Raw genomic sequence first — 14,030 nt, 5'->3', positions numbered from 1 at the left:
GTCGGTGTAGTTGGAGTCGTCGGAGTTGCGGGGGTTGTTGGGCTCGTCGGTGTGGGTGGTGTCACCGGAGCTGCCGGGGCACAGGCTACCAGTACCAGGGATAACACCATCATGCAACTCACCAGGAGCCAGGTACCATTCCTTTTCATTTCCCTCCCTCCTTATTTTAAATTTTAATCTTTGTTTAGTGTCCTTCGCCCCCTTACATTATCCTTGTCGCGCCGTAATCCCCATATTACATCGCCGCATCTCTGTAGTCGGCTCCGCCGCCACTCCCAGTAATCCGCAGGTACCTAAAAAAGCTAGTAGTATGTAGCATAGTCTCATTACCTCATAAATGTCAACCATAATTGGCTATTTTTAACAGGTTGCACAATATAGTAGCAGGTACGTACAATATGTTTATATCTGGCGGTATGTATAATCAATTCTATTATGAGCGAGTCTTTAAAGTTCGGGCGGCTAATTTGTTGCAGACGCTGGGTACAACGCTATTGCAGGATTACCAGGTTCACCTGAAGAGTTGAACTATTTATGTTGGCATTTCTATATCTTTGTCCACCTATTTTTGACCTTTTAGGCATTTACAAATAGTAGATTAGAGTAGTTAAATTGATACCAGTAGTCCGGCAAAGTCCTCTTGCCGCCAAGTTTATTGATGTTAAGACGAAAGGCTTTGAAGAGATGCCCCAGGACATTTTCAATATAATTATAATTGGCAATATAATATAATGGTATCCCACTTTGAGTAACGGAGGGATTATATGAGCGATAGCAAACAGGCCAAGTATACAAGACCGGAAGAAATAAATACCGGCACAGCCAGTAATGTACTGGCTTCTCTTAACACGACCAGGTCTTCCGAGGAACTGGCTGCTATTATCGAAATATCAGGAGAACGTGATATCGGGCAGAAGGTAGCTCAAAATATCATTGCCCGGCGGACGCAACTAGGCGGTTTTAAGGATTTGAGCCAGGTGCTGGCAGTTCCTCAGGTTGGCCCGGAGAGATTTACCGAGATTGTGCGGACACTCTCAGAAAGAAAAGAGCCTCTGGCAAGCTATACGATAGAGGGCCAACTTAAAGGAACGACCTCTTTGAATTTCCGGCAGAATAAGCTCGTGGTTTGCGCTTATATCGGAGGGGTGGAGGTAGCCAGAGCGGACGTGAATGAAAATGGCAAATATCGCCTCAACTTCAAACACGCTGAAGTGCCTTCAAACGCGGAACTTCGCGTGCTCCCGGCAAAGTTTGCTCAGCGTGCCGCCAGAACTACCGCTATGAGCAAAACGATGAGCGCCAGCCGGTACAAGCTACAACATAAGAGCATCGCCTACTACGCCGCTTATGATATTATGATCCCGAAGGACTATTTAATCTTCTGGTCTACGGTAACCAAGACCTACCACATGCACGGCGCCGTCTATGCCACTACGTTTGCCGGAGGAATACCGATCTCTATCGAGCCTTTACCAGCGGCCAAAATAGAGTTCTATGAAGTCGATACTCCGATAATCTGGCTGTTCGGGACTGACCCGGTACTTACGGAAGCTTACCTGGGCTATGCCTATACCGCACCTGATGGAAGCTATGATTTCGAGTTCGATTTTTCTTACAAGAACAGCCCCTGGATTTGGCTGTGGCTGTTCACCGATAAGAAACCGGACATCAGAGCGCGCATATCACAGTTTGTATCCGGAGTCTGGCAGCAGGTATACGAGGGACCGGTAGATTGGGACATCGTCGATGATTTTCATCGGGACTACTTCGTGCCGGTGGAAGATACAATTCCGGTACCGGACGCAGGCATAAAACCGGATGAAGGTTTCCGCTTTGTCAGCCTGGGGCTTATTCCGATAGACAATGTCCGGTTTCAGCTTGGCTACGCCACCGCTCAACCCGGCGACCCGGCCCCGATTGCCGGAGTCAAACATCAGCCTTTCTGCGGTACGTTGCGTATCTTCGGGCTTTTTGCTGAAGCGCCGCCGGTGGCAACTTGTAAGGTACAGATTGCCGAAGCTGACGAGTTCGGCGCAACGGGCAGCTGGAATGATTTAACCGACACGCTGACAAACCGAAAATGGAATAATACCCTGCATGTGTGGGAGCCATTGAACCTCGGGCCGGACCCGGTAACGGGGAAATACCAGAATATAGATACCGAGCCTGAAGCCGACTGGCACGAACATGCCCTCAAGGTTACCTGGAATTCCCTTAACTATCCTAACGGTTTTTATGCCCTGCGCGTTATCGGTTATGATGCAGCAAATACCGAGGTGGGCACCTTTGGGATGCCGGTTATCCGCACCGACAACAGCGTGCCGGATGCCAAGCTTGAAATAGTCGGCACCAGTGTGGGAGGAGTAACGCCATGCGGCTCTTTGCAGCTCGGCGCTGACAGGGGCATTCAATTCAAGGTTACCGCCCATGACCCTGAAGGACACGTGAAGCAATACTGGTTGAGCGGGACGCGTGGTAAGGAGGCTTTCTCCGCCGGCATCACTATCTCCGAATCCCGTCCCGATCCCACCAGCAACTGGACAGGAGTGAATAACAAGTCAGTTACTTTCACGGCCACGACTTTACCGATATCGTTGATACTCTGCTCAATGCTGGCTTATAATTTCGAGCTGCACGTGTGGGGTTTGTCCACGGACGGCTATAATGCCACGCCAGGCTCGCAAAGAGCTAAGAAAGAGAGTAATCTCATAGTATCCGAACCATAGTTGACAATCTGACAAGGAGACAGGCACAGAAAAGGAGGTCTAAGTATGCCAGGACCAAGTAGAGACCAGCAACATGCCTTCGATAGTCTGAAGAAGATTGATGCCAATGCGGAAATCTCCTGGGATGAGCGCTCAGGAACTCCCGCCAGATTGCGGGGCAACCTGACCCCACCCCGTGATGGAGAACCTGAAAGCATAGCCCGCGAGTTTGTTTCAGCGAACAGCCGCCTGTTCGCGATAAGAGCGCCTGAAACAGAATTAAGGCTGAAAGACATCGTCACCGACAGGCAGGGTAACCGCCATATCCGCTATCAGCAGATGTACCGTGATATGCCGGTGTTTGGCGGTGAACTGGTGGTTCACCTGAGCGCTGATAATATCATTAAAGGCACGAACGGCCGTTTTATCCCTGGCATTGATTTACCGGCGATACGCCGTCTTTCCGCTGAAGAAGCCAGGAGGAGAGCCCTCAACCATGCCCCTGACAACGCGGAAATTCCGGGCGCTGCGCCGCTGCTCCTGGTGCTTGTACATGAAGGCAAGACCTACCAGTGCTGGCATCTAACTGTCTCCGGTACTGATAAGGGCCTGGATGGGAGAGAAATCCCCGCGGAATGGGCGTATTTCATTGACGCCTCATCGGGGGAGGTTGTCTGGCGCTATAATAACCTGCCTACGCACACCCGCACCACCGGTACGGGTAGCGGCAGGTACACCGGAAGCGTGACGCTAAATACGGTACACAACCATGCCGCAAACAAGTATGAGCTTGAAGACCAGTGGGTACCCACCGGCGCCCGCGTCCGAACCCATGATTGCAATGGCGGGTATCCTCCGGCGGCTTTATCCGCTGACAACAATAACAACTGGTCCGCTGCCGACCAGGGTGCGGACGCCGATTGTCATTATTACTCGCGCATTGTATTCGATTACTATCTGATGGTACACGGGCGGGACAGCTATGACGATGCCGGCGCTGATATGGAAATCTACGCCAATGTCGGCAACAACTGGAACAACGCTTCCTGGTCTCCCAGTCAGCAACTGGTTAAGATAGGCAATGGGGACGGGGTCACCTACGGTCCTTTCTGTACGCTGGATATGGTCGCCCATGAATGGACTCACGCCGTGACCGAGCATACAGCGGGGCTGATTTATTCGGGAGAATCAGGCGCTCTCAATGAATCAATGTCTGACGTCTTCGCTGCCTTGATTGACGGGGACTGGCTCCATGGGGAGGATAACTGGCTACTGGCTTCCGCACCCGCCGGACGCAACATGGCAGACCCGACCAACGGCGGTCAATATGACCCGGCTGACCCGATAACCAGTGTCCTGGCCGGGCATCAGCCTGACCATATGGATGATAAGTATACCGGCCTCCAGGATAATGGCGGGGTTCATATCAACAGCGGAATAACTAACAAGGCCGCCTATCTCATTGCTGTCGGTGGTACGCACCGCGGTATCACAATGTGTGAGGCGCTGGGTAACGAAGTCCTCGGACGACTTTACTATCAAGCCTTAACCGCCCATCTGACGGCTAGCTCCGATTTTGCCGATATGCGTGATGCGGTGCTCGATTCGCTGGATGATCTCTACGCAGGAGACCCCCGGTACGGGCGGTGGCGGGCGACAATCATCAATGCCTTCGCCGCTGTTGGTATCGGTACGGCAATCGGCTGTCCGCTCATCTGCTGGATTGCCCCGGGAATCACTTTCTGTCCACCAGCACCAACCATATGCCTGGTGTCCCCGTCCCTGATGTGTCCGCCGGGTCCCGCCATCATTAAATGCCCTCCTTCCCCCACTTTGTTCTGTCCGCCCGCCCCGCAGTTCTTGTGCCCGCCGGGTCCCAGAGGATGTCTGCCCGGACCTGATCCGGGACCGTTCATTCCGAAAATAGTCGAGCGCCCACCGGAAATCAAACCAGAAATAAGAAGGATGGATATTCAGAAGGTATCCGGTATCGGCAAGGAACGGGCCACCATTCTCCGAAGCCTGGGCATCTCCACGGTGGATAAATTCGTTGAAGCCACAAAGACTGACCAATCTCTGAGAGAGTTGGCCAAAAATAGCGGGATTTCAGCAACAAATCTCCGCAATTGGAGGACAAAGGCCAGGCTCCTTTCCGGGCCACAATAATTTGGAGATTGTCTTGTCTTAACGCATGTTTGACTTAGAATCGGTGCCATATTTTCCGCTCAAAGTGGAAGAAGGTAAAGAGAACTGGCTGTTTACCAATCCTATTAGCGGCCGGGTGGACGAGGTCAATAACGCTGCTGCCCAGCTACTAAAGCGATGCGATGGATATCGTACCTTTCAGGAGATTATTGCCGAACTTGTTTCCAGTTACCGCACTGACCGTTCTGTTGTACTGGAAGCAGCTCTCCCCCTCCTTCACAAACTGACCGAAGAAGGAGTTCTCTGGTGGCGGAACCGCCGCATGCACTTGTGGGACATTCCCGCGCCCCTGGCGGTACTCTGGGACATCACCGGCAACTGCAATCTGCACTGCCGTCATTGCGTGGTTGATAGTGATTCATCCCGTACAGATGGGTTGACACTCGCTGAATGCTTTCGCCTGATAGACGAAATGGCCAGTTTCGGGGTACGTCAACTGATAATCAGCGGCGGAGAGCCGACCCTGCGTCCTGATTTTCTGGATATCTGCGCTTACGCTGCGGAGAGGGGCCTCTCACTACAGGTTGCCACTAATGCTACCCGTATCAACAGGAATGCAGCCTCTGCCCTGGCTGAGTTCAGGGTTATGGCCCAGGTCAGCCTCGATGCAGCCACTCCCAGCATCCATGATGATTTCCGGCAGTCACCCGGCGCCTGGAAAAGATGCGTCCGAGGCGTCCGTCATCTACTGGCAGCCGGCATTGAGGTAACTCTGGCAGCCACGGTGACAACGCAAAACATAGAGAATATTCCAAACCTTTACAATTTTGCTGCGGAGCTGGGGGTTGCTACTTTTCGTATCCTGCCCTTCGTTCCCGGCGGACGAGGTTTACAGTCACGGCAGCTTGAAGTATCACCGGAACAAATGCGGAGGCTGACCCTTTTATTGAACCGGCTCCGGGAAGAAAAGAAGCTAACCATTGCTCCGATGGAATTCGAATGCACCCTCTCACCACCACCTCCGGCCCCGAACTCTGATGAACTGCACATTGGCTGTGACGGAGCAATATCCTACTGCACAATTAATTCCTCCGGAGACGTCTTGCCCTGCAACTTCTTCACCGGAGTGGAAGCTGATAACGTGAAAAATCATAGCTTCGAATGGATATGGAGGAACTCGATTTTTCTCAACTATTTCCGCAGTCTCGTTACCGGTGATATAGAAGGATATTGCCAGAGTTGCGAATGGCTGGGATCATGCCGGGGCAGCTGTCTTGCCGCCAACTTTACCCGCGGAAATATCTTCCAGTCAAACTGCCACTGCTGGTTAGTTAATGGACAACCGGAACCGGTGGCACCATCCGGCGAAAGCTTCTCTCTTTCCCGTACTCCAATGCGGTGAATTGGAAAATAGGAGTTTATTGGTCTATAATAACTCTCAACCCTAAACGGAGATTAGCATGCCTGCGGATATCCAGATCTTTGAGAAGGTCACCGCCGAACAGGATTCCAACCTGGAGGCGATTCTTACTGGAATCGTTGATGGGATTATGGAAGGAGTCAAAGAAGGGGTATCCGACGGTCTTCGAAAAGGAATCGAGGAAGGTCTCAAAGGTTCTCTCTCTGGAGACCTTGGCAGTTCCGGTGAGATTGATTTTCGTGAAGTCATTGAGGATATCCTTGAAGATACCGCCCGGACAACCTTGCGAGAAAGCACCAAGAATATTGTCAGCAGACCTGCCGAAATCTACATGCGAGGGATTTGCAGCCGTCTTGTCATCGAAATTACCCAACGAAATATCAAGCTGACGGAGAGTGAAATCAGGCAGCTAAAAGACGTGGTTACGAGAGCCGAAAAGCAAGCCCTGAGCAGATTATCAGACAGATTGCCGGACAACCCGTTCATCAAGGAAATCGCTGGCGGTATCCAGGCAGCCCTGGAGGATAGCCTCCAGAAAGAGCTTGAATCATGCCAGGAACGTCTCCGGAATGCGAAGACCCACCATTAGCGGGAGGACGCTGCGGGAATGTCAGAAGAGAATCTCAAAAACAGCGTTAAGGAACCGGTAAAGAGACTGACAGCGGAATTGGTCAGCGGTATTGTATTTCGCGTAACGAAAGCCGGGACGAAACGGACAGTAAACGATCTGAAGAGAGAACTCAACAAAGCCGCCGCAGATAAATTGCAGAAACGGCTGGAGACAATATCCGATCGTAAGATAGAAAACCTCGTAAACGAGAACACGGAGAGCACCACCAGCAAAATAACTCAGGAAGGCGTCCCGAAAGAGCAAATCATCAGGGATATTGAAGAGGGATTAAGGAAGCGATTGAAAGACCGGCTTACCCGCATTGGGAAGTCGCCTGTATCAAAAGGACTGGCTATCAGCGCCGTACTCGTCATTGCCATCGGCACAATTGTGGCCGCGGCAACACTGCTATCAGAGCCCGATGATACCATTCCACCTGAACTGGAACTATACATATCGGCCGAAGCTCCACAACCAGGCGAGAGAGTAACCTTTACCGTGGAAGCGTATGATGATTCTGAGATAGGCTGGATAGAGCTAGTTGTTAATGGGGAATTAGTCGAAGAGGGTGACTTATCTCCGATGGTCTTTACCGGCGGACCTTATGAGGAAGGAGCCATAGTGATGTACAGTGCCAGCGCCTATGATGTAACGGGCAACATGGCATGGAGTGGAGAGCGGACTTTTCAGGTAGCTGTATCCAGGAAGGCACCGGATTTAGTGATATTGGAAGTATCGCATGAATGGCTCGATATAAAAGCGGGTCTTTGCCTTATCCGGTATGTTATACAGAACCGGGGAGACAATGAAGCAGGCCGGAGCTTGACCGTTCTCCGTTATAATGGTGAGATTATAGGTGAGGATATAGTCCCGGTTATGAAACCCGGGGAGATAGTAGAAAGAGTATTTTCACCAGTCGAGTTGTCTCCTGCCGGGTTTACTGTAGACCTTTGTTCTGATTTTGAGGATATAATCGAAGAAACCGATGAGAACAATAACTGCTTTAGTTATGTAACCTAGGAAATGCGGATAGAATAAGGGGGCTGTAATGACAGAAACAACTTTATTAAAAGCTGACGCCGTCTTTGAAGGAGGTGGCGTCAAGGGCATCGGGTTAGTCGGGGCAATCGCTGTCGCTGAAGAGAGAGGGATTGCCTGGCAAAATGTAGCCGGCACTTCCGCCGGGGCCATAGTCGCCACTTTGATTGCGGCAGGTTACAATGCGGGAGAAATGAAGGAGATACTCACCGATCTGGACTATGATAATTTCAAAGACCAGAGCATCATCGACAGGATTCCGAGGGTGGGTCCGCTGATCAGCATTATTTTTGAGAAAGGACTTTATGAGGGTAAATTCTTCCAGAAATGGATGGGGGATTTACTCAAGGCGAAGAATATCACCACGTTCGGCGACCTCCTGATACCGGGGGAGAAAGCAGACAAATACCGCTTTAAGCTCAGGGTTATCGCCTCGGATATAACTGAGGGGAATATGCTGGTACTTCCTCAAGATATAGCCAACTATGGCGTAAGGCCGGAGGACCTGAATGTAGCTTTTGCCGTCAGGATGAGCATGAGTATTCCCCTCTTCTACGAACCGGTAAAACTTCAGAACATGAAGACAGGCCATACCAGCTACATAGTGGACGGCGGAGTTCTGAGCAATTTTCCGGTATGGTTATTTGACAGCGTAGGCAGCCCGCCGGAATGGCCAACCTTTGGCTTCAAGCTTGTTGAGCCGGAAGAAGGCACCCCACGTCATATCGGCGGACCGATAAGCCTGCTGGCAGCATTGTTCAGTACCATGATGGAAGCCCACGATGCCCGCTATATCAAAGACCAGGACTTCGTCAGGACGATTGCGATTCCGACGCTGGGAGTCAATACCACAGAGTTCGATATTTCCCGCGAGAGGAGTGATGCGCTTTTCCAGTCCGGACGGCAGGCCGCAGACGAGTTCTTCTCGACCTGGGACCCTCAGCAATATATCAACAAATATCGCAAAGGGGAAGCCCCAGGTGAGAGAGGCGTCCAGCTCAGGACTTAGTCAGCATCATGGAGCTTGAAATGGCAGGCATAATAGATGTTTTTCTAGTTTGGTGGCTGCGGTCGGGACGCTACGGATGGTCAAAGCTTCGCCGTAAAATATTCGAGCAGGGCTATCTAAAAGCTGCGTTGCCGGCGGTAAATTCCCTGGCGGAAATCCAAGCTTGCTTGAAACAGGTAACCTGGACGAAGGATGGGCCATTGCACCTGTTCGATAGCATCAGCTACCCGCAGGCGACATGGGCAAGGAAAAAGGATGATTGTGACGGATTCGCCACCCTGGCCTGTGACTTGTTGAAGCGACTGGACGCTTCTTTTAATCCGGCGCTCGTCACCGCCATGATGCATCCCGTGCGCAAGAGCCATACCGTCTGCGTCTTCACTTATCCGGACGGCACTCTGGGTTTTTTCGATAACAATACACTCAGAAATAGCTGTATTACCTATTCCCAGGTAGTAGAAAAAATCAGCCAGGGTTCAGATAGACTGGTCTGCTGGGATGTAAGAAGGCACGATAATTTCGCTCTGTTAGAATTCCACCGGAAATGAAGGCTGGAATCCAGAGCGGTGGTCACTGCGCTCGCCTGACAGAAGCAACAACCAAAGGCAGGGAAAACAGGCAACCGCTTACCTTTGCTGGAAAGCGAAAAGGGCCGCGCCGAACGCTCCGGCATCATCCCCGAGCCGCGCCGGAACAATGCGCACTCCCTGAGCCAGTAGAGGGAAAGCCCTTTCGTCTACCGTTTGCCTGACCGGTTCCAGCAGCAGGTCTCCCATCTTGGACACCCCTCCACCGACCACAATCATTTCCGGGTTAAAGATATGTACCAGGTTTACCAGTCCAGCCCCCAGATAACGGGCGCTCCGCTCAATAACAGCCAGAGCCAGAGAATCCCCGTCCTGAGCCGCCAGCGATACCTCTTCGGCGGTGACGTTCTCCAGATTACCACCAGCCATAGCGGTAAGCGATGACTTTTCCCCGTGGCGGATACGCGCCATCGCCTCCCTGGCGATAGCCGTACCCGAGGACAGCACCTCCAGACAGCCATTATTGCCACAGAGACAGCGCGGGCCGTTAACATCAATAGTCATATGCCCGATCTCACCGGCGCCACCGGAGGCGCCGAGATACAGCTTTCCGTCCACAATGATACCGCCGCCGATGCCGGTGCTCACCGTAATGAAGATAAGGTTGTTGACCTCCCTCCCGGCGCCAAGCCGGTGCTCGGCTAAAGCGGCAGCGCTGGCGTCATTGAGCAGAAAGACGCTGACTTTACACCTTTCGGCGATAACGTCCCTCAGCGGAACGTCATGCCAGCCGGGGAGATTGGGCGACACGGTTATCACGCCCCTGTCCATATCGATAATGCCCGCCGCGGCAATGCTGATACTATTTATCAGGGACAAGGTCATTTTGTTCAGCTTAAGGAGACGGTTTACCGCCGCGATTATGCGGTCAATCACGGCCGCCGTTCCTTCATCTGCTAAAGTGGAGAAATACTCTCTGGCTATCATCTCGCCCTGTGCCGAAACGAGGGCAGCGATTATCTTGGTACCGCCCACATCGATAGTTAAAACCGGCCGTTCCTGTTCACCTACTTCCCGCAGACTCAATAATTCTCCTCCCGAATCAAGCTACCGAAGCCCCGCGCTGCCGGCAGAGGTCAGCCACCAGAATATTGAGAGCAAGTTCAGCATCATACTTGCCGGTTTTAATGGCCAGGTCAGCTTCCAGAAGTTCCTGATAGACCTCTTTCAGTCGCGCCCAGGAATAACGCTGGGACTGCTCCACTGTCCGGCGTAAAGCAAACTCCGAGGTCACACCCAGCCTCCTCTGAATCTCCACTTCCGGCTTTCCCTGCTTCTTCAACTCCCTGGCGCGGACAATCATCCGCACCTGCCGTACCAGCATGAACAGGAGATAAGTCGGAGCAGCCCCCTGCTGTAACAACTGCTCCACTAACCTCTCCGCCACCCCGATCTTAAACTCAACGATGGCATCAACCATGGCAAAAACGCTGGTCTCCTGGGCGGAACTGACCAGTATCTTAACATCCTCTTCTTCAATAGGCCGACCTGAAGCAAACAGTGTCAGTTTATTAACCTCGCCGGCCATAGTCCAGAGATTGCTGCCAACTACCCGGGTCAGCAACTCAACCGCCCGGGGAGTTATACTGCCGCCTTCCGCCTTCACCTGATTTTGCACCCATTGCTGTAATGCGTTTCCCTTAACGAGCGGAAAGGTCTTGACCGCCGCCTTTCCGGCAAGCTCCACAAGCAGTGGATTTTTACTGTTCAGGACACCCTCCAGTAATACCAGCACGGTAGTGTCCGGCATACCGGTAAAACAGGCGGCAAACACCCTGGCATCTTCCGCCGGGCTGGTGCGCGATGTCTTCGTCTGCCGACCGCGTCTACCCGCCGCCTCAAAACGTTGCAGCAGTCCTTTGATGATAACCAGGCGCTTCTCCGCCAGAAAAGGAACGGTGGCACAAACGTTCTTCACCTCGTCCGGGACAACTTGCTGGCCATCAAGTATGGTCGTGGTGCTGGCGAGGAGTTCCGGGTCGCCCAGTCCTTTTTTGATTTCTTCCAGCGCCCGGGTAAGGGAATAATCATCCTGACCGGTTAGTATGTATAACAAACTCTGCCTTCCTGCTTAATGCTTTTCAATTCTATCATACTTAAAGCTTGTCCGGTAAACAGAGACGATTTACTTTGAAATCCCCTCAATCCCCCCTTTGAAAGAAGGACAAAAAAGAAAGAGGGGCGACGCCCCTCTTTAACGCGCCGTATTTCGTATAACGTGTTACGGAGCAAATAGGCCGCGGCGGTCTAAATCATCAGCCACATCCTTCAGTCCCAGTGGTTCCATTTTTTCCCTGGACGGAATCCCTGTTTCCCGGTCGCACCCGCGCAGTTTATAGTATTCATCAAGTACCATATCATAGTCTGCCAGACTAAAATTAAAGCTGGTATAGTCATAATGAGGGTGTTGCTTGCCGTACTTTAAAAGGTAATGGAAGGGATACGGGTAATCATCAACACGTCTGATCCCCTCCCTGGCGTTGAAAGCTCTCTCCAGCAAAAGCTCTCTTTCCGTGGCTTCAATCAGGTCCGCGGGATTAAAGTCTATGCCGGTAGCCGCAGACATTAGCCGGGCAAAATCTCCCAGATGAACACCTTCAGTGTTAAAGGTTTGCTCTGAGGCAAAGCGGCAGGCCCCGGTCATATCACAAAGGGCAAAGATGTTCTCGACATCATATACCCAGCGCGCGTTCACAGGGTCAGGACTATTCGGCTTAAAAAATGCTTCAGAGTCATTATAGCGCTCTCTGCCCAGCTTTCTCATGTGCTCATCGGAATACTCCACGCGAGTGCCGGGGTTATTTTGGGAATGGGCACCACGGCGAGTGTAAACCGCTCCATAAAGATTTGTGCGCAAATTACCGGTACCTTGCGCTGCCTCGACACCCCCACGCCGGCTGCCACGACCAGCTCCGCCACGACTGCTATCCCTTTTAATATGGGTTATGTATTGGTCAGAGCCTCGCCCCAGCATATCGGCGCCTCTGATGGGGTCATCCAGTATTGCCCCAAAACCTTCTTTATAGGCTATCTTACGTACAAGCGAGAGTATCATCTCTTCGTTTCCCGGGGTTATCTCCAGTCCATCAGTATCTTCCCTGGTGATGATGCCGTCCTGATACAGGTCCATCGCCCAGGCTATAGCCATATACGGGGTGCAGATATGTACACCTAGCTGATTACAGAGATTGTTATACTGGCTCATGAAAGCCGGGTCATTTATGCCGACTCCGGCGGCAAGCCCGCCATGAAATCCCTCAAAACCTTCCCCGGCTGTACCTTTATATTTGCCTGATTTCACCGAGTAAAAATGGGAACAGTGATAAGCGCAACCAAAGCAAGATAGATTCTTATCATAAAGAGCATCAAGATCGGCTTTGCGCTGCTTGTAAAGGGCCTGGGAAACCCACGCAGAAGTGCCGTATTTGGTATGAATGGAGTACATCGGATCAGTCTTCGCTCGCTCAATCAAAGCCTGGCATAGCTCCCCGAACTCCTTCGGTCTGGCTACCTTTACTTCCTTGTTACCCAGGGCAGCCACTGCCTTGAGATTCTTGGAACCCCAGACGGCGCCGATACTGGTCATACCCGCCGCCCGCCCCAGGCTATTGGTAACACAGGAGGAAAAGCACATATTCTCCCCGGCCGGACCTATCTTCAGCGTCTGAATATCAGGGCTATTAAGCTCCTGCTGGATGAGATGCTGAGCACTCCAGGCATCTGTGCCCCAGAGGTGAGCGGCATCCCTTATTTCGGCGCGTCCGTCGTTAAGCCACAGATACACCGGCTTCTCCGCTTTACCCCTGATGACAATCAGATCATAGCCGGCAAACTTCATCTCTGAACCGAAGAAACCGCCGCCGTTGGAGCGACCCAGGATCCCAGTAAGGGGAGATTTACTGATCAATTCGTATCTGCTACCCGATGGCGCAATGGTGCCCCCCAAAGGACCGCTGCCAATAATAATGATGTTCTCCGGTGAGAGGGGGTCAACCTCAGGGCCAACCTCGTCATAGAGGATCCTGGCGCCAAAACCGCTAGCGCCGATGTACCTGGCGGCGAACTCCGGAGATAGTTCTTCATTTGAGACCTTCATATTGGTCAGGTCTACGTTAAGAATAGTCCCTGCCCATCCATACCAGTCAGTCATTTCTCTCTCCTTTGCTACCCCGGATTGCGGCAAGCCTCTTCTCTGAGGCTACCTTCCCCATCCCCTGCTTCAGTAAGCGGCGCTTCCAGTTGTCCTTCTCACTTAACGCCTCAGACTCCGCCTCCACATAGTGTATTATCCCGATGGGACAGACCTGCGCGCAGACCGGCTCCCCTAAACACTGGTTGCACTCGAATACCTTGCCGGTGACCGGGTCTGCTGACAGCGCCCCGTAAGGGCATACCTCCAGGCAGAGTTTGCAGCCCTTGATTCAGGTCTCAGTATCATGGCTGACTATCCCCGTCTCTTCATCCCGGCTTATGGCGTTTACCGGACACACCAGCAGGCATTCCGGCTCTATGCAGT

10 protein-coding genes are annotated in these 14,030 nt (G+C 52.2%); 7 read left to right on the top strand and 3 right to left on the bottom strand.

The genetic code is table 11. The annotated features are described in order from the left end of the window. Positions 1–764 precede the first annotated feature (764 nt). Genes Q8Q07_00515 through Q8Q07_00485 form a run of 7 tightly spaced genes read left to right on the top strand, consistent with a single transcriptional unit; the run spans position 765 to position 9,475 of the window. A complete protein-coding gene (locus Q8Q07_00515; protein ID MDP3878775.1) occupies positions 765–2,726 on the top strand; it encodes a helix-hairpin-helix domain-containing protein in 1,962 nt (653 codons plus the stop codon). 45 nt (positions 2,727–2,771) lie between these two features. Next, complete coding sequence (locus Q8Q07_00510; GenBank protein ID MDP3878774.1) at positions 2,772–4,871, top strand: DUF4332 domain-containing protein; 2,100 nt, start codon at positions 2,772–2,774, stop codon at positions 4,869–4,871. A gap of 25 nt (positions 4,872–4,896) precedes the next feature. After that, complete coding sequence (locus Q8Q07_00505) at positions 4,897–6,252, top strand: PqqD family peptide modification chaperone (protein MDP3878773.1); 1,356 nt, start codon at positions 4,897–4,899, stop codon at positions 6,250–6,252. A 58-nt stretch (positions 6,253–6,310) separates the two neighbouring features. After that, positions 6,311–6,859, top strand: coding sequence for a hypothetical protein (locus Q8Q07_00500; GenBank protein ID MDP3878772.1), 549 nt, complete (start codon positions 6,311–6,313; stop codon positions 6,857–6,859). Positions 6,860–6,877: 18 nt separating this feature from the next. Further along, positions 6,878–7,900: a CARDB domain-containing protein gene (locus tag Q8Q07_00495; GenBank protein MDP3878771.1), complete on the top strand. Its 1,023-nt coding sequence runs from the start codon at positions 6,878–6,880 to the stop codon at positions 7,898–7,900. Between the two features lie 28 nt (positions 7,901–7,928). Beyond that, positions 7,929–8,927, top strand: a complete 999-nt coding sequence (locus Q8Q07_00490; GenBank protein ID MDP3878770.1) for a patatin-like phospholipase family protein — start codon at positions 7,929–7,931, stop codon at positions 8,925–8,927. Positions 8,928–8,947: 20 nt separating this feature from the next. After that, a complete protein-coding gene (locus Q8Q07_00485; protein ID MDP3878769.1) occupies positions 8,948–9,475 on the top strand; it encodes a hypothetical protein in 528 nt (175 codons plus the stop codon). A 78-nt stretch (positions 9,476–9,553) separates the two neighbouring features. On the opposite strand, the gene Q8Q07_00480 is transcribed toward Q8Q07_00485, so the two are convergent. From Q8Q07_00480 to Q8Q07_00470, 3 genes are all read right to left on the bottom strand, one after another. Further along, complete coding sequence (locus Q8Q07_00480) at positions 9,554–10,540, bottom strand: ROK family protein (GenBank protein MDP3878768.1); 987 nt, start codon at positions 10,538–10,540, stop codon at positions 9,554–9,556. Between the two features lie 16 nt (positions 10,541–10,556). Then, positions 10,557–11,570 (bottom strand): DNA polymerase III subunit delta, encoded by a 1,014-nt coding sequence (gene holA / locus Q8Q07_00475; protein MDP3878767.1) that lies wholly within the window; start codon positions 11,568–11,570, stop codon positions 10,557–10,559. A gap of 165 nt (positions 11,571–11,735) precedes the next feature. Further along, positions 11,736–13,664 carry an aldehyde ferredoxin oxidoreductase N-terminal domain-containing protein gene (locus Q8Q07_00470; GenBank protein MDP3878766.1) on the bottom strand — a complete coding sequence of 643 codons (1,929 nt, stop codon included), beginning with the start codon at positions 13,662–13,664 and terminating at the stop codon, positions 11,736–11,738. Positions 13,665–14,030 lie beyond the last annotated feature (366 nt).

The sequence above is a fragment of the Dehalococcoidales bacterium genome, assembly GCA_030698765.1.
Taxonomy (GTDB): Bacteria; Chloroflexota; Dehalococcoidia; order Dehalococcoidales; family UBA2162; genus JAUYMF01.
Note: the sequence above shows the minus strand (reverse complement) of the source record. Positions and strands in the feature narration are given on the sequence as shown.